This window comes from Methanoculleus marisnigri JR1, assembly GCF_000015825.1.
In the GTDB taxonomy this organism is placed as follows: Archaea; Halobacteriota; Methanomicrobia; order Methanomicrobiales; family Methanoculleaceae; genus Methanoculleus; species Methanoculleus marisnigri.
The window spans coordinates 1,191,563-1,208,076 of record NC_009051.1; the positions used below are offsets into that span (position 1 = coordinate 1,191,563).

17 protein-coding genes are annotated in these 16,514 nt (G+C 59.9%); 4 read left to right on the top strand and 13 right to left on the bottom strand.

The window, feature by feature from the left end:
- Nucleotides 1–241 precede the first annotated feature (241 nt).
- Together MEMAR_RS05960 and MEMAR_RS13315 are read right to left on the bottom strand one after the other, a co-directional pair.
- Complete coding sequence (locus tag MEMAR_RS05960; protein ID WP_011844055.1) at nucleotides 242–4,327, bottom strand: Ig-like domain-containing protein; 4,086 nt, start codon at nucleotides 4,325–4,327, stop codon at nucleotides 242–244.
- 457 nt (nucleotides 4,328–4,784) lie between these two features.
- Nucleotides 4,785–5,123, bottom strand: coding sequence for a hypothetical protein (locus tag MEMAR_RS13315; RefSeq protein WP_011844056.1), 339 nt, complete (start codon nucleotides 5,121–5,123; stop codon nucleotides 4,785–4,787).
- 42 nt (nucleotides 5,124–5,165) lie between these two features.
- Here MEMAR_RS13315 and MEMAR_RS12730 point away from each other — a divergent pair, with 42 nt between their 5' ends.
- Nucleotides 5,166–5,924, top strand: a complete 759-nt coding sequence (locus MEMAR_RS12730) for a DUF3800 domain-containing protein (RefSeq protein WP_187147939.1) — start codon at nucleotides 5,166–5,168, stop codon at nucleotides 5,922–5,924.
- A 200-nt stretch (nucleotides 5,925–6,124) separates the two neighbouring features.
- On the opposite strand, the gene MEMAR_RS05970 is transcribed toward MEMAR_RS12730, so the two are convergent.
- From MEMAR_RS05970 to thiD, 11 genes are all read right to left on the bottom strand, one after another.
- Entirely contained in the window at nucleotides 6,125–6,622 is a 498-nt protein-coding gene (locus MEMAR_RS05970) for a hypothetical protein (RefSeq protein WP_011844058.1), read from the bottom strand.
- A 702-nt stretch (nucleotides 6,623–7,324) separates the two neighbouring features.
- Entirely contained in the window at nucleotides 7,325–7,846 is a 522-nt protein-coding gene (locus tag MEMAR_RS13125; protein ID WP_011844059.1) for a hypothetical protein, read from the bottom strand.
- 144 nt (nucleotides 7,847–7,990) lie between these two features.
- Nucleotides 7,991–8,455, bottom strand: coding sequence for a type IV pilin (locus MEMAR_RS05980; protein ID WP_245526661.1), 465 nt, complete (start codon nucleotides 8,453–8,455; stop codon nucleotides 7,991–7,993).
- A gap of 902 nt (nucleotides 8,456–9,357) precedes the next feature.
- A complete protein-coding gene (locus MEMAR_RS13360; RefSeq protein WP_319638636.1) occupies nucleotides 9,358–9,498 on the bottom strand; it encodes a HepT-like ribonuclease domain-containing protein in 141 nt (46 codons plus the stop codon).
- 56 nt (nucleotides 9,499–9,554) lie between these two features.
- Nucleotides 9,555–10,709 carry a PDDEXK nuclease domain-containing protein gene (locus MEMAR_RS05990; protein ID WP_011844062.1) on the bottom strand — a complete coding sequence of 385 codons (1,155 nt, stop codon included), beginning with the start codon at nucleotides 10,707–10,709 and terminating at the stop codon, nucleotides 9,555–9,557.
- Between the two features lie 352 nt (nucleotides 10,710–11,061).
- Entirely contained in the window at nucleotides 11,062–11,256 is a 195-nt protein-coding gene (locus MEMAR_RS05995; RefSeq protein WP_011844063.1) for a nucleotidyltransferase family protein, read from the bottom strand.
- 81 nt (nucleotides 11,257–11,337) lie between these two features.
- Nucleotides 11,338–11,865: a zinc ribbon domain-containing protein gene (locus tag MEMAR_RS06000; RefSeq protein WP_011844064.1), complete on the bottom strand. Its 528-nt coding sequence runs from the start codon at nucleotides 11,863–11,865 to the stop codon at nucleotides 11,338–11,340.
- 131 nt (nucleotides 11,866–11,996) lie between these two features.
- Nucleotides 11,997–12,449, bottom strand: a complete 453-nt coding sequence (locus tag MEMAR_RS06005) for a hypothetical protein (protein WP_011844065.1) — start codon at nucleotides 12,447–12,449, stop codon at nucleotides 11,997–11,999.
- 1 nt (nucleotide 12,450) lies between these two features.
- The gene (locus MEMAR_RS06010) at nucleotides 12,451–12,738 is read right to left on the bottom strand and encodes a hypothetical protein (protein WP_011844066.1); all 288 of its coding nucleotides are present in this window, start codon (nucleotides 12,736–12,738) and stop codon (nucleotides 12,451–12,453) included.
- Complete coding sequence (locus MEMAR_RS06015) at nucleotides 12,735–13,166, bottom strand: Lrp/AsnC family transcriptional regulator (RefSeq protein WP_011844067.1); 432 nt, start codon at nucleotides 13,164–13,166, stop codon at nucleotides 12,735–12,737. Before MEMAR_RS06015 ends, MEMAR_RS06010 begins: the two co-directional genes overlap by 4 nt.
- Nucleotides 13,167–13,364: 198 nt before the next feature.
- The gene (gene thiD / locus MEMAR_RS06020; RefSeq protein WP_245526663.1) at nucleotides 13,365–14,165 is read right to left on the bottom strand and encodes a bifunctional hydroxymethylpyrimidine kinase/phosphomethylpyrimidine kinase; all 801 of its coding nucleotides are present in this window, start codon (nucleotides 14,163–14,165) and stop codon (nucleotides 13,365–13,367) included.
- 86 nt (nucleotides 14,166–14,251) lie between these two features.
- Here thiD and MEMAR_RS06025 point away from each other — a divergent pair, with 86 nt between their 5' ends.
- The 3 genes from MEMAR_RS06025 to MEMAR_RS06035 all read left to right on the top strand — a co-directional run bounded on the left by MEMAR_RS06025 (nucleotide 14,252) and on the right by MEMAR_RS06035 (nucleotide 16,474).
- Nucleotides 14,252–15,580: an AIR synthase-related protein gene (locus MEMAR_RS06025; RefSeq protein ID WP_011844069.1), complete on the top strand. Its 1,329-nt coding sequence runs from the start codon at nucleotides 14,252–14,254 to the stop codon at nucleotides 15,578–15,580.
- 250 nt (nucleotides 15,581–15,830) lie between these two features.
- Entirely contained in the window at nucleotides 15,831–16,124 is a 294-nt protein-coding gene (locus tag MEMAR_RS06030; protein ID WP_011844070.1) for a nucleotidyltransferase family protein, read from the top strand.
- Nucleotides 16,121–16,474: a HepT-like ribonuclease domain-containing protein gene (locus tag MEMAR_RS06035; protein WP_011844071.1), complete on the top strand. Its 354-nt coding sequence runs from the start codon at nucleotides 16,121–16,123 to the stop codon at nucleotides 16,472–16,474. Before MEMAR_RS06030 ends, MEMAR_RS06035 begins: the two co-directional genes overlap by 4 nt.
- Nucleotides 16,475–16,514: the final 40 nt, after the last annotated feature.

Below are 16,514 nucleotides of genomic sequence, written 5' to 3' on the forward strand. Positions count from 1 at the left end.
GTGCTGCGTGTTCCGATTTAAAGCCCGGTCATAGGGTGGCCGGTGAACGGGTGAAAGGTGGTATAAATATATATCCTTTACGGTGATTTATTCATGGAATTTTATAATAAAAACCAGAATACTTTATCCGCCTGTATGGCCGCAGGGGGATCCGAACAGGTCCTCGTTACCATCTCGATGGAGAGAGGTGACTGGGGCAGCACCTGGCCGAACCGTCCCCGAGCGTCAAAAAAAAAGAGATTTAGTGGTTCTTTCTCGCCCAGAGGAGGAAGGCCAGCGGCGCGAGGAAGGGTGCGTAGACGAGCGGTGCTGCAGGCGTCGTCGTCGCTGCGACGGGTGGTTCGGTCGTCATCGTCTCCGCCCCTTCGGGCGTCCCGGTAGCCTCCGTCGTGACGTTCGTCTCCGTCGTCATGGTCGCGTTCTCCGGCATTGCGGCGATGGCGAAGGTGGAGAACCCGGGGGTGGTCGCCTGGAAGTGGTAATTCCCGTTCTCTTCACCGATGACCTCGGTCTCCAGGATCTGCCATCCGCCGTCGACGTAGCGCATGAGCCTGACATCCTCCGGGAGCATGCCGTGCTCCTCGAGCCACTTCGCCGGGACGATGAAGGTCAACGTCGCGCCGCCGATCTGGTTCGGGTTCGCCCACGAGAGGCTGATCTCGACGTACTCGTAGGTGCTGCCGCCGGGAGGCGACGCCGGGTTGGGGCACCCCGTCTCCTTCACGGTCAGCAGCAGCTTCGGGATGTTGTCGGACGCCGTGATGGCGATGCTGCCGATCGACGTGATGTCGATACCCGAGAACGTGTGCGTCTCGCCGCCCTTCAGGTCCTCGCAGGCCCCTGCGAAGAAGGTGGGGCCGGTATCGCCGCCGCCGTCGCTTGAGGCGCTTCCGGTCGATCCGCCGTTGTTCCCTGGCGTGGGATCGATCGTGGGCGCCGCCGTGACGGTGACCGATGCCGTTTCTTCAACGCCGCCGGCACACGCCGTCACGTGCGTGAAGCCCTGCGAGAACGCTGCGAAGAGGCCGGCCCGGTCGATCGTGCCGACATCGTCGTTGGAGCACGACCAGGCTACCCTGACCCAGTCCATCTCGTTGTCGCACTGGTCGAATACCGTGGCCGTGAACTCCCGGGTTCCTCCGGCCGTGAGCGTGGCTTCAAGCGGTTCGACCTCGATGCAGGCCGGAACCGGGAGCGAGGGCAGAACGGTCACGCAGGCGGAGCCACAGACTCCGTCGGCCGATGCGATGAGTTGCACCTCGCCGTCGCAGAGCGCGGTGAAGACGCCGCACTCGTTGATGGTGCCGACGCACGGATCGCTGCTCTCCCAGGTCACATTGGCGTCCATGGGAAGACCGTACTGGTCGAATCCCCTGGCGGTGAGCGCCAGGCAGTTCCCGGCAGGGATGCAGAAGTCGGGCGGGCTGACCTCGATCCGCGTAAGTTCCGGTGCCGTCGAGCTGACGGTCACCGCCGCGGTTCCGGTCGCGGTCTCGTTCTCTCCGTCAACGGTTGCGGTGACGGACGTGGTGCCGCTGGCGAGAGCGGTGAAGAGGCCGTCTGCGTCGATCTCGCCGATCTCCGGGTCGGCGCACGACCAGGTCACGGTAGAACCTACGTTGTCCTGCAAGTCATACGCGTCTGCATTGTCCTGCAGGTCATACACGGTCGCGGTGAACTGCCACTCGTCCCCGGGATCCAGGATGATCGCCGACGGGGAGACCACGACACCTGCGGATTCATTGGTGACCTCTACGTCCGCCGTCCCGTTGACGCCGTCTGCCGAAGCGATAACGGTCGTGGTGCCCGCGGCGAGAGCCGCGAAGAACCCGGTATCGTCGATCTCGCCGACGGTCTCATCGCTGCACGACCAGTTGATCTCGATGTCGGGCATCTCGCAGCCGTCCTGGTCGAGAGCGGTCGCGGTGAACGTCGCGGTGTCATTTTCGGCGAGCGTGATTGCCGCCGGGGTGACGACGATGCTGGAGAGGACCGGGTCGTCACAGTTCACGGTGACGGTTGCGGTTCCTTCGGCACAGTCTCCGCATGCGGTGATGGTCGCCGTGCCCGCGGCGAGAGCGGTGAAGACGCCGCACTCGTTGATGGTGCCGACGCACTCGTCGCTGCACTCCCAGGTTACTCTTGCGTCCTCGACGATCTTACCGGACCGGTCGAACGCGACGGCGTCGAACTCCAGTTCGTCGCCGACCTCGAGCGTGGCCGCGGACGGCACGACCGCGATCTTTGCGAGCGCAGGGCATTCGCTGATAGTGATGGTCGCGGCCTCGGAGAAGTCGCCTGCCGTTCCGGTTACGGTCGCCGTACCCGCGGCAAGGGCGGTGAAGCATCCGTTCGCGTCGATGGTGCCGACGCCCTCGTCGCTGCACGACCAGGCGATCTCACCGGCGGACATGGTGTTGCCGTTCTGGTCATAGGCCGTCACGATGAATCTCTGGATGTCGTCGACGTCCAGGGTGGCCCGGGACGGCGTGACCGTGATGTTCGTGAGCACCTGTTCGCCGGGGTCATCTGTGCTGACGGTGACGCCCGCGGTTCCGGAGGCTTCCCCGGCCGTCGCGGTGACGGTTGCGGTGCCTTCGGTCTTCGCGGTGAAGAGGCCGTCCGTGTCGATGGTGCCGACGGTCTCGTCGCTGCACGACCAGTCGACCGCAACACCGGCCATCTCGCCGCCGAACTGGTCGCGGACGGTTGCCGTGAACTGCTGTGTGGCGTCGACCTTGAGCGTGGCGGTGGGCGGTTCGATCGCGATGGTATCTGCGACCGGCGTTTCGGTGCTGACGGTGACGGCCGCCGTTCCGGTGACGTCGCCTGCGGACGCGGTGACGGTCGCGGTGCCGCTGGTGAGAGCGGTGAAGATACCGTCCGTGTCGATCTCGCCGACGGTCTCGTCGCTGCACGACCAGTCGATCGCAACGCCGGTCATCTCTTCTCCGAACTGGTCAAAAGCGGTTGCCGCGAACTGTTGCGTGCCGTTGACCGCGAGCGTGACGGTGGTCGGTTTGACCGTGATGCTCGTCAGTTCAGGCTCATCATCGATGACCGTGACGGTCGCGGTTGCGGTGATGCCGCCAGCCGACGCGACGACGGTCGTCGTGCCTGCTTCGTAAGCAATGAAGTAGCCGCCGGAATCGACGAATCCGACGGTTCCGTTGTCGCACGACCAGGAGACCTCCAGATTGGGCATGGCTTCATCGTTCTCGTCGTAGCAGGTGGCGTTGAACTTCATCTCATCGCTGATATCCAGCGTAGCTTCAGACGGTTCAACCTCGATCCTCGCGACCACGCCCGGCTCTCCTTCGGGATCGTAGATGAACGCGTAGAGGTCTGAGGTGGTATCGCGGGCTTTCTGCCAGACGATCATGTTTCCGCTGGCGGCGGGGTAGAGTTGTTCGCCGCCGGCGGTGGGTACGGCCATCTCCTCACCGTCGGGGAGGTGGCTGAGGTCGTACATGTAGATGCTTCTCGGTGCGTCCCGCTTGTCCTCCCACGCGACTATCTGTCCGGTGAGCGCCGGCGCAACCTGTTCGGAGCCGTCGGAGGTGATCCTATGCTCCCCTTCGAACGGGTCGTCGAGATTGGTCATGTAGATGTCGGGGCTCGCATTCCGGTTATCCTCCCAGGCTATGATGCCCCCGTAGAGCGAGGGCCAGGACTGAATCGCTGTGTTCGCGGATACCGGCCCTTTCATCTCACCGGCGGCGATGTCGTAGTAATGAACCCTTTCGTCTGCTTCTTCGACCCAGGCGACGTACTTCTCCGAGAGTGCGGGCTTGAACTCGGTGCTCCCGCCGGGGATCGTTGTCTTCGCGTCGCACTCGATGACATCTTTCACGCTGCCGGCGGCGATGTCGTAGAGGACGATGTTGGTATCGCCGCTGCTGTCGTCGTACCAGGCAACGTAGTTCCCGCGGACGATCGGCAGCCACTGGTCGCCTGTGTCGTCGGTGAGTTGTGTTTCTTCACCCGTCGAGCGCTGATAGAGGTAGATATCCCAGTCCCCGTTCCGGTCGTCCTGCCAGACGATGTAGTCACCCGAGATGGACGGCCTCTCCTGCGAGGCGGGATCGCTGGTTATCCGGTCGCCGGTATAACCGGGTGTATCCGAGAAGTAGATGTCCTTGTTTCCGTTCCGGCCGTCTTCCCAGACGACCATGTTCCCGTCGACGTCGGGGTTCTCCTGCGACCCGGGGAAGACGGCAAAGGGTACCAGTTCTCCCGGAGCAATCTTTGCCGCCATAACCGGCGACGCCAGCAGCCCGACGATGACGACTGCACAAAGCAGCGTCAGATACGTGCGTTTTTTCATTTTTTCCCCCTTGACAATCGCTCCCTGTCCGCGGACGGCGGCGCAGACCTCACGGTAGCGCAAACAGGCTGGCTAAAGCAGGTGCTCGCCGGGGCGTCCGGCAGACGGAGAGCGAATTTCGATTTAAGACCCGGTCATATGGTAGCCGGTGAATGGGTGGATAGCGGTATAAATATATATCTTTTACGGTGATTTATTCTTAAATTTTTATAATAAAAAAAGGGATCTCTCAGGCGTCCTTACGGGCAGAGGGGGATCCGGAAGGGGCCTTCTCCGGCTGTTGTCTGACGGATCGCGGGGAGGTAGCCCGGGGCGTGTATTCGCCCTGGAATCGATAAGGCCGGTAATTTTTCACCCAAATCCCCGCAGAAGAACCGGCGGCCGTATCCGGTCGGCGCATGCGGGGGTTACAGACGCCGCACTCCGGGAGGAGTATGAGAATGCCAACCCCCTGTTCTCAGAGCGGGAAGATCGCGTACTGGATGTACCAGATGTGCTGCACCGCGGGTATCCAGAAGTGATAGCCCTCCCAGCAGCCGGTGGCGAACCGGAAGTCGACGACGAGTTCCCACGCGAGCGGAAAGAGCATCAGCACCGGGACGGCGTAGGCGAAGAGGCGGGGGGAGGCCCGGCGGGCGAGCACGGCGGCATAGAGCGCCGCAACACCGGGCAGGGAAATAACGGTAGATACTACGGACCACAGCAACTTCCAGAGGATTGTGATCGGGAGCCACCGTTGCAGGCAGACCTTCAGGATCTGCCTTTTGGTGACCTGAACTTCTGTTTTGTTCCGCATTTCAACCGTCCAGTCTGGAAACAATCGTAAAGAGTTTAATTGTTGAAACACCAGTATTTTTACAGAATTCGTATCTTCGGCAGCCCACGGCCGTTTTCTGAGGTGATAATTATACCAGAGATCATGCCCTCCCCCAGGGGAGTTAATATCTACATCGACGAATCCGGGGATCTTGGATTTACTGGAGAGCTCTCTCCCTACTTTATCATCGCAGCAATAATCGCACAGGGCCCGGAACAGGTTCAAAAATGTAGGACCTGTATGAAACGAACCATGAGAAAACTCCCAAAGAAGTACAAAAATATTGCAGAACTCAAATATCACAATACAGATGATACGTACAGGAGGCGTATTTTAGAGGATTTTTCAAAAACAGAGATTGAAATTGCATATGTGGTTCTCAGGAAAGAACAGGTTTACGATAATCTAAGGAATAACCGTCAGATATTGTATAATTATCTCACAGGCTCGCTTGTTGCAAATATAATCTCGAAATACGGATTTTCCCATGAAATTAATGTGATCATAGATAAGTCTCTTGATGGAGTGAGCCGGGAAGAGTTCGACAAATACCTTATATATCGCTCTCTGGATCGAGACAATTCGTATCACACGGGAAACTATCAATTAGAAGTAACCCATGTTGATTCGAAACAGAACCTCTGCGTACAGGCAGTTGATTTCATAGCAGGAGCGATCCATAGACATTATAGAGGACATGCGCCCATGGCAGATCACTATCACATCATCGAAGGAAATATAACGGTTGTCCTTGATTATTTCAAAGGCCGTCAAAAGTAGAAAATAGTGACCCCTTCCTTACTTTGTCCCACCCGCCTCAAGGCGGCCTCATCCTTTTCAGGAAGGATTTACTCACTACGGTGCATGGTATGTATGTATGACATATAAGCTTATCGAGGAGTTGCTTCTGTCCTTTCGGCGGGGTTTTCCAGAACGCCCCCAACGAAATGAGAGGCAAACCTATTAGGGATTTTCATCCTTCACAGCGGGAAGAGCGCGTACTGGATGTACCAGATGTGCTGCACCGCGGGTATCCAGAAGTGGTAGCCCTCCCAGCAGCTGGTGGCGAACCGGAAGTCGACGACGACCTCCCAGGCAAGCGGGAAGAGCATCACCACCGGGACGGCGTAGGCGAGAAGGCGGGGGGAGGCTCGGCGGGCGAGGACGGCGACATACAGCACCGCGGCTCCGGCGAGGAAGATGCAGGTGAGGGTCGTGACGAACGTGACCTGCCCCGCGTGGTTCTGGCTGGCGATGACCTGGAGGACGATGAAGATGAGCGGGAGGTCGATGACCGCGAGCCAGAAGAGGGTCTTGAGGGATTCCCGCACCTCGTCGCCATCCATCCCGGCGTGCTTCAGGGCATAGACCCCGATGACGAGCATGGGAAGATAGGCCGGGGAGAGGTAACGCATGTCGGGGATGATACCGGGGCTTGCCGACATTCCGGGGATGGAGCGGGCGTAGGTGAGCACCACCAGGACGGCGGCGAGGGCGAAGAAGGCGAGGAGCCGAGCGTCCCGTGAGTCGATCCCGGTCGATCTCCGGCGGATGATGGCGTAGCCGATTACTCCGGCGAGGAGGAGGGCGAAGAACGAGACCGGCGAGACCTGGAAGAACGCGGCGGATCCGGCACGGGGCGTTTGAGGTACGTGTTGTACCCGACATGGGTTGTGGTCGTGGGGAGGTTCGTCGGGAACGAGTCGTGAATATTGTTTGATAGGACGGTTTGAGGGGGTTGATTACTTTTTTTCTGGTGTGGGGGCTCCCCTGCCCGCTGTTGGTTCCCTGTGACCTGTGTTTTTTAATAGCGGAGGATTGAGAGAGGAGGCTTGTGCTTCATCAGCGCAAACGATTCTCGGCCTCCGCCCAGTCGCCCTCCCATGCACAGATTTTGGGTGGATATCGCCATTGGGGGAGGGGCTGACGGGGAGGGGGGAGCATCCCCCCTCCCCTGTCTCCAACTCGTATCTACGATGCTCACGCTCTACGCTTCAGCCAATTGTTCCCTCACGAGTTGATAGCCGCAAGCCCCACCCCTCCCGGCCTCCGGCCTCCTCCCCCGCCCCTTGGGGCGGGGGCAGTGCGTGGCGATAGCCGATGGAAAGCCGTGCAAGAGTCTGTGTGACCGATAAGTGTGTGAGCACCGTTAAAGAGATTCAACCAGAATAAAGGGATGATTACTGTTCCTCTTCCATCTCTTCCCCGTAGTCTTCTTCTTCTTCATACCCCGATTCATCGTCGTCCTCCACCTTCAGGATATACCCCGCGACGCCGAGGAGGAGCGGCACCCCGACCGGGACGGCGAACCCCGCCGGGCCGTGGAGGGTGGGGCCGTACTGGGCGACGCAGGAGAGGAGGTAGGCGACGGCGCCGCCGGAGACGAGGAGGGCGAGGGGTTTTCTGAACGTCTCAGAGTCATCCTCCCGCCTGACGGCGAAGTAGGCGATTGCGGCGACGAGGAGGGCGGTGCCGAGGACCCAGATGAGGATCGAGACGGCCGACCGGCCGCCGATGGTGCCGGATGTGACATAGGAGATCTCCTGCCAGACCGGGATCAGGGAGGCGCCGTAGGTGGTATCCTGGTACAGGAACAGGGGGAAGCGGAGGCCTGCGCCTATCCCGTCGCCAATCGCGAAGATAGAGAGAGGGGCGATGAGGATGGCGGCGAGGAGGGTGAGTGTGCGTGTGAATGCGTTCATGGTTTCTCCAGATCGTATGAATGTCTTGAAAATGAGCTCTTTGATGCATCATGCAGAGCAGGGCGATGATGGGCGGTCATGGCGACCGTCAGATAACAGCCATGACCTGCGAGAATTCAGGCCCATGGCTCATAAAAAAAGGGGTTAGACGTAGGTGTCCAGAATGACCTGGTCCGCACCGTCGCTGAAGTGGGCGGTCACAACAACGTGGTCTCTCCCCGTCCATTCCTCAGTATCAGTGTCGTCATAGTGCAGAGTCATCGTTGCACCTACAGCGGGGGCCTTCTCATCCGTTAGGGCGGTTGTGTCCACGTCATCGATTACGAGCTTACCGGTGCCATCATCATAGGTTCGGAATACAGTGCCGTTTGGTGCGGTTATACCTAACCACTCTACGTCCGGCGCGTCTGCCCCGCCCTGGTAGGTGATGACAATCTTGTCGCTGCCCTGCTGGGTTGCCGTTGCCGCAACGTTCTTCGTCGTACCGACATTCCCTGCCATTCCGAACACGAACGCCGCAATAACCGCGGCGAGGATCACCGTGATGGCGACCATCAGGATAACGCCGATAACCGGCGACACTGCTTCTTCATTCTTGAAATTCATCATACACACCTCTAGACTCCGAGCCCCGATAGGGCAGGCAGTCGATAAAACAAACTGATTTTGCATGATATTTATAGATATCGTAGTGATCCTTTCCGGAATGATTTAATATCCCTGCCATCGGCTGTGCGAAAGAATCTTTCATACCATAAATGGTTTGCCGAAAAGAACCAACGGGCTTGAAATGCCGTTTCGAGGATAATACGAATTCATCGCTTCATATATATAAAAAGAACCCCTCCGATGCGCTCCGCGGGTGCGGCAGGTGGGGGCGTTATAGTGGTTCGAGCGGGCCGGATCCGGGGCGGCGCGCACGCGCAACGCCCGCGGGAGGGATATCCGAGCGCCGCGGGGCGCAACGGCGGCATGGATCGCGCCGGCCGCCGCCCCGGGCGTTGCAGGACGGAGATGGCTACCGGTAAGGAGCGGGGATATGCCCAAACCCCAAACTCGCCGGCAAGAAACGCCCCGGGTGCCCGGACGGTTATCCCCGGCAGCAGTTCCTCGATCCGGTCACGGTTGCTCGGGATAGGTGTCGGTGAAAGCAGACCTCTTCCCGGCTCCGGTAAATCCGCAGGAAGTACGAGTCCGGCACCACAGGGAACCCGGGGCGTTCTCCTCTCTCAGTACTCCGCTAAAATGGCTGAGGTAGTTTTCAAGAGGTCAACCCATCGACTTCCCTAAGTCCGGTCTCCGAGTGCTGCCAACTCCTCGTTTCCGTATTGTACGAGGCCGCATTGCTCAGTCTCGGGTGCCGAAACGAGTGAAGTACTGTCTCCCGGGGACATGGACATCGCAGTCCCCAGGGGCGGCAGGTGTGGCGGAGGGCCGGAGCGGCGGGGTCGTCCGTGTTCTTAACGGTAGATGCTGCTCCGGTGTCCTGCCTCGACCACAATCCGGAGCCGCTACTCCTTAGTCAAGGACAGGAGTTGTCTTTTCAGCGCCGGCAGGTCATCTTCGACCACGTTCCAGACCGCGTCCCGGTCGATTCCAAAATAGTGGTGGATAAGGATGTTCCTCATCGCGATGATAGGAGATGAGTGGATCGCCCCGGACGCACAAAGCGATCCCGAACTTCATCCGATATCCTCTTATTTCCGTCTCAAAGTCCGGAACGTATTTGTTCTTCAATAAAAACCTGCATTTCATCTTTTCCCGGCAATTTTAGCAGATACCTGGAGACGAAGAGATTGTTGTCCATGCCTGCCAGAGCGTATTCCACCAGCGCCTGATTTTTGTGGGTGCAGAGCAGGATGCCCACCGGCGGGTTATCTCCCTCAGTCATCACGTTCTCTCTATACCAGCTCACGTAGGTGTTAAGTTGGCCAATGTTTTCATGACTGAAACCATCCAGTTTCATCTCCACCAGTACATGGCATTTGAGAATACGGTGGTAAAAAACCAGGTCCACAAAAAAATGCTCGCCGCCAATGAGTATGCGTTTCTGCCGGGCTTCGAAACAGAATCCGTGGCCTAACTCGAGAAGAAATGCTTCCAACCTCTTGAGGAGTTGACTTTCCAGATGTGATTCGCTCATTACTTCTTCAGGCTTGAGTCCCAGAAATTCGAAAATGTAGGGGTCACGGATAGCCAGATTAGGCTTGGCCTGCTCTGCATTCTGCTGTGCCAGCTCTGAAAGTTTCTTTTTATCGGTCGAGAGCCCGGAGCGTTCATAATATAGACTGTTGATCTGACGTTTCAACTCGCGCACCGACCAATTGCCGCGAATGCACTCGACTTCATAAAAAGCGCGCCTGGTTTCGTCCTCCAGATTGATGAGCTCCGCGAGATGGGTAAAGGAGAGTCTGGAGATCAATATCTTCCCTGCAATGCGGGATTGTGGAGTCGCTGACTCCACAATCAGAGATCTGCTATCCTGGAAGTCAATCCCCGATCCAGCGAAAAGTCTCTGCCGAACCGATGCATTCAGGAACTGCGTCAATTGTGGAGGCAGTGCCCCCACAATCTGTGGATAGGTGAGATAGAACCGCCGATATCGGTACAACTCCCGACGGTCGCAACGTGATATCTCCTGAGCCGTCAGAATTTCTGCAAGCCTGTCCATCAGCCTGTCTCCATAATCCGCACGATCAATGCCGGAACGCTCGTATTCCTCAATGTAGCAACCAATGAGCCAGTTTCTGAGCGTCAGGCTGTTATTGACCGCACGACTGGCCTGAGTAACCAGTTCATCATGAAAGTGATGGATAGACCCTACCAGTCCATCAAAATTGAATATCGGCTCTTCCGTACTCATCTGTAGTGCCTCATAACCTTAGATCATCCCCTGCAGATGATCGTTGAATCGCATGACGGGGAAGAGTCGCTCTTATGAATCCTCCCATCTCCTCATCTGTTCATATTTGCGTAGGATTACATAATTCATTTGATTAGCCAGCCTGGAGAACCGGATAAGATATTGGCAGGATCTCCTCGATCCGGCCGCGTTTGCCCTGGATATGGGTGGTGTCAGTGGTGACGAAGCATGTGGATCAGATAAAGTCGGGCATCCTTCACAGCGGCACGGCATCCGGAGAGATGCGGTCCCTGATGTACCAGTGCAGTCCTCCCTCGGTCACCACGTCGACCTCGCGGCCGAGCAGGTCTTTTTAGTCCTGAGCAAGAGCAATGTGATCGAGGAGACTCCTCCCCGGCTCGAACTCGACGAGGAGGTCGAGGTCGCTCTCCGGGGTCTCCTCGTCCCGGGCCACCGACCAAAAGACCCTGACCCTGCGGGCGCCGTGTCCGGCTGCGACTCCAGGGATCTCTTCCCGCCGCTCAGGCAGATCGGCACAGAGGCTCAATCTCCCCCTCTCCCGTATCGATCGTATGGACCGGGGGATATTAGAGTTCTCCCGGAACCCGGTTGGACGGGAGGACCGCCCCTACTCCTGCCACCGCGGCAGCGTCGAGAGGTACTGGCCGACCATCTCCTTCGCCTTCTCGATGGGCATCCCGAGGTTCTCGGCCATCATCGGCGCGTACTGCTCGACCGCCTGCTCCCGGGTAAGATCGGGTTCAATGAGCCCCCCGTCCCGGTAGCAGTAGGTGCAGTACCGCGTGCTCCGCGACCCGTCCGCCTCCGTCCCGGCGTCCTCGTCGCGGAGAAGGGGCATCCCGCAGCTCTCGCAGAGCGCGATCTCCCTCCCTGCCCATCGCTTCAGGCACGAGAGTTGCTCCCTCATGAACGCCTCCGCCTTTTCGGGGGGGATCGCATACATCTGCGATAGCATCCCCCCGCCAAGCTTCGCCATCTCGTCGATGGTGATCCCGGGGTTCGTAAAGGCCCCGTCCCGGTAGCAGTAGGTGCAGTAGTTCTTCGAGAATGTGCCGTCCGCTTCCGTCCCGAACTGCTCCTTCTCGCTCATCGGCATCCCGCAGCTCTGGCACGTACGTATCCCGTCCGTCTTCATACAATCACCTTGTAGCAATGAAATGCTGTAAATAAGCAAACCGACCGCTCAAGATATAACTATTTGCAAAAAACCCCGTTAAACGATGCGGCTGCACCCGCCGGCGGCCCGGCCGAAGAACGAGCCGCCGCCTACTCGCCGCGGGGCGGGAACAGGATCGTCATCCTGCCGCCTGCGCCGCGATCGAGCACCGCGTCGCGCTGGAGCGCCCGGGCGTAGCCGGCGAGGTAGGGTTCGGCCACCCGGACGTCCGCGAAGGCTTCCCGGACCGCCGTAGCCGCGCCGTCGACGACGATAGCCACGCCCCCGTCGTCGCCGTCCGTGGACTCGCAGGGGATCCCCCACGTCAGGAGGAGCCCCTCCATCAGGGTCGGGGGATCGAGCCGTTCCTCAGCGTGGGTGACGAGTTCCGTTCCGTTCTCTTCGCCGAGCCGCCTGGCGATGGCGGCGATCCGCTCCGTGAGCCCGGCCGGAGCGTCCGCAAGGAGCTTCTGCAGGAGCGATCCGGTGACATCGTGCCGCTGCAGCGACCGTGCCACCTTGATCAGCTGCCAGTCCCGGGCAAACGAAGTACCGGTACGCATATTACCCTCTCATGATACCGTACGCCATCACGCCGAGGCCGAGGACCACCACGATGCGGGAGAAGACCGCCGACCAGGCGATGATGAATTCATCGGGCGTGAAGACGCTCACGAGATCGGCGAACGTGATCCCCACGACCAGCGTAAACAGCCCATAGATGAAGAGGAGCAGGGTCGGCTGCCTCACGATCCGGTAGGCGTTGAAGATGATGCCGATGAGGAGCACTCCGAGAAGGAGCGTCACGATCGCAAGCATCTGCTGTATGGTTTCTATCTGCAATCCGTTCATGTCTGTTCCTTGACTTTCCTCACCGAGATGATCGTCTGGATATCCCTCACCGCCGGAAGGCCGGAGAGGGGGACGAGCACGCTCCGTTTCAACTCGGATATGTTCTGCACCCGGACCTTGACGAAGAAGTCCCCGGGTTCGAGCACTTCGTAGAGTTCAAGAATGCTCGGGAGAGCCTGCATGAACTCCTCGACCTCCGATTTCCCGTCGGGGTGAACCCTGACGTTCAGAAAAGCGACCAGCGTATGCTCGAAACACTTCTGGTTGATGACGATCGTAAAACGTTCGAGGATGCCGGCGTTCTTCAGTTTCTCGATCCGTTTAAAGACCGTCGACGGTGCGATACCCAGCATTGAGCCGAGTTCTGCCATAGACATTCGCCCGTCTCTCTGCAGCTCCCGAAGGATCGCATCGTCGATCTCGTCCATTCATACAGTAGTTACAAGTTTTTAGTTATAAAAATTCCGCATTTGTTTTTATAACATGAGTGGATTATTTTTCGTTTCTGTCGGATAATGAGGGGGATAAGGGGGTTTTGCCGGAGTTCCGTCCGGTGATTAAATGCATGTTTCTCGAGAAAAACAGGAAATAATACTCAAATGGGTGCGAGATGCGGAAAAAATATTTCACAACCTGTGAAATATTATTCCTCCGGGGTTGACCGCCCAGACCGGCCCGGGACCCCCCGCTGCTTCCCGGATGGCCGTGTCGATGAACTCCCTGGAGGCGGCGAATGCACCGCGCGCGTGCATCCCCCGGGCAAGGCATGCCGTGAGCGCCGCCGAGAAGCAGCACCCCGATCCGTGCACCGAATAGGGATACCGCTCGCCGGAGAGGCGCATCTCCCCCTCCCGGTCGACCAGGATGTCGACCGCCGCGCCGCCGGGGAGGTGCCCGCCCTTCACCACCACGGCACGGGCACCGAGATCGAGGATCCGCCGGCCGGCGTCAGCCATATCCTCGACGGTCGCGACGTTCATCCGGCTGAGCACCTCCGCCTCCGGGATGTTCGGGGTGACGACCGCCGCCCGGGGGATGAGCAGTTCCGCGAGATCCCTGACCGCATCCTCCGCAAGCAGCCGGTGGCCCGACGTCGAGACCATCACCGGGTCGATCACGAGCGCGGCCTCCTCCGGCAGGGCCTCCGCGACCGCCCGGATGATCGGGGCGTTCCCGAGCATCCCGGTCTTCCACGCCCCGATGAAGAAGTCGTCGGCGACCGCTTCCATCTGCGCCCGCACCGCGTCGGGGGGGAGCATCCAGGTCCCCCGCACCTCGCGGGTGTTCTGGGCGGTCACCGCCGTAACGACCGTCAGCCCCCAGATCCCGAGCGCTACAAAAGTCTTCAGGTCCGCCTGGACGCCCGCCCCTCCCCCCGAATCGGAACCGGCGACGGAGCAGGCGGCGATCATCTCTCCATCCCTCATCCATCAGGTGTCGGCCGGGATCTGCTTGAATCTTTGCTTCTCCCCCGCCATTCCCTTTATCACGTTCTGCACCGACCACTCTTACAATGGATGTAGAAGAGATCAGCCGCCGGCACCTCGCCGCCGGCGCCCCTGACGACGAGATCGTGCGCCTTCTCGCCCGGGATATCCTCTCGATCAAGCATCACCGCGTAACCCCCGCCTACGCCGAGGCATTCGCCCGGGCGGTCCTTACCGAAGCGAAGAACTCGACCGGGCTCTCCGGCGACCTCTTCACGTTCGAGTCCTCCGGCTCGACCATGGGCGAGTTCGGCGTCGGCTCGCGGGGGTCCGGCGACTTCTTCGCCCACCGGCAGCTCGCCCGGATCATCGGCCGGACAGAAGCCGCGGTCGGCGTCGACGAGATGGACGACGCCGGCGCCGTCCGTGCCGGCGGGGACTACATCATCACCACCGTCGACGGGATGCACTCCCGCCTCTCCGACTTCCCCTTCCTTGCCGGGTTCCACGTCACCCGGGCGACGCTCCGCGACGTCTACGTCATGGGGGCAAAACCCGTCGCGCTCCTCTCCGATATCCACGTCGCCGACGACGGCGACGTCGCGAAGATATTCGACTACACGGCGGGCGTCTCCGCCGTCGGCGAGGCGATGGACGTCCCGCTCGTCACCGGCTCCACCCTCCGCATCGGCGGGGATATGGTGCTCGGCTCCCGGATGACCGGGTGCGTCGGCGCCGTCGGCGTCGCCCGTCACCTCACCGCCAGGAAATCGATCAGCCCCGGCGACGTCCTCCTCATGACCGAGGGGGCAGGCGGCGGGACGATCGCCACCGCCGCGATCTACTCCGGGTTCCCGGATGTTGTCGAGGAGACGATCAACCTCCACTTCCTCAAAGCCTGCGAGGCGCTCCTTGCAAGCGACGTCCTCGACGGCATCCACGCCATGACCGACGTCACGAACGGCGGGCTCCGGGGCGACGCCTACGAGATGGCCGAGACCGCCAATTGTCGGATCGTCGTCGTCGAGGACGAACTCCGCACCCTCGTCCAGCCGAACGTGCTCAGGATGCTCGACGCGCTCGAGATCGACTACCTCGGCGTATCGCTCGACGCCCTCCTGGTCGTCGCACCGCCGGAGGCTGCGCCGGAGATCCGGCGGGTCGTCGAGTCCGCCGGCGTCGCGATGAAAGAGGTCGGCTACGTCGAGGAAGGAAAGCCCGAATCCGTCCTCTCGGTCGGCGGCGAGATTCGGGACTTTACCCCCCGGTTCCGGGAGTCGGCCTACACCCCGGTCAAGAAGGTCGTGGACGAAGACAAACGGGACTTCGAGGAGATGAAGGCCGGGGTCGAGCGGGCGGCGGAGGCGGCGCTTGCAAAGAAGCTCCGGATCCTCTCCCGGCTCCGGTCTTCGTGAGGAGAATGGTGTATTCTCTAACACAGCATCTTTGCGACTCTTGTCAGCGGCCTTTGCCCCACCCCGCCCATGCTCTGGTTTCCTGCAGGGGCATGCCGGTCGGTTGAGAGGGTGTTTGCCCGACGCTATCGGGGAGGGCATGACGGCCGTTCCCATAGTGAGGGCTTGCCCTGCCTGAGGTTTTTTTGACGATGCGGTCATCGGGGGCAAATTTATATCTCCAGCTCCCGATAGAAGATATTGAACAGCAATGCCCGTCACACAGGATCTGATCCGGGAGAAGCGGTCCAGGATTCTCGCAATAGCCAGGCGGCACGGTGCCAGGAATCTGCGGGTCTTCGGGTCGGTCGCCCGGGACGAGGCGGGCCCGGAGAGCGATCTCGACCTTCTGGTGGAGTTGGAGCAGGGCAGGAGCCTCCTCGACCATATCGCGCTCATCCAGGACCTGGAGGAGGCCCTTGGGTGCCGGGTGGACGTGGTGACGGAAACGGCGCTCAAGGAGCGGTACAAAAAGCGGATCCTCAAAGAGGCAGTACCGTTATGAGGGACGGGATCGACCGGCTCCTCGACATCCTGGAAGCAATCGAGGGGATTGAGCGGTATACGGTCCGGGGCAGAGATGCTTTTTTGCAAGATGAACTGGTGCAGGTCTGGATGGTGCATCACCTCCAGATCATCGGGGAAGCAGCCTCACGTCTCCCCTCGAACCTGCGAAACACTTCTCCCGGGGTTCCCTGGAAACAGGTAATCGGTCTTCGAAATATCCTGGTTCACGCATACTTCCGCGTGGACCCTGAGGAGGTCTGGGCGGTCGTGGACCACGATATCCCCGCACTCAGGGCGGAAGTCGTGGCGCTCCTCTCTTTGCTCGGCGGCACAGGAGGCGCCGGGTAGAACGCCGCCTCTCCTCCGATATCCGTTGACAACGGAGGGG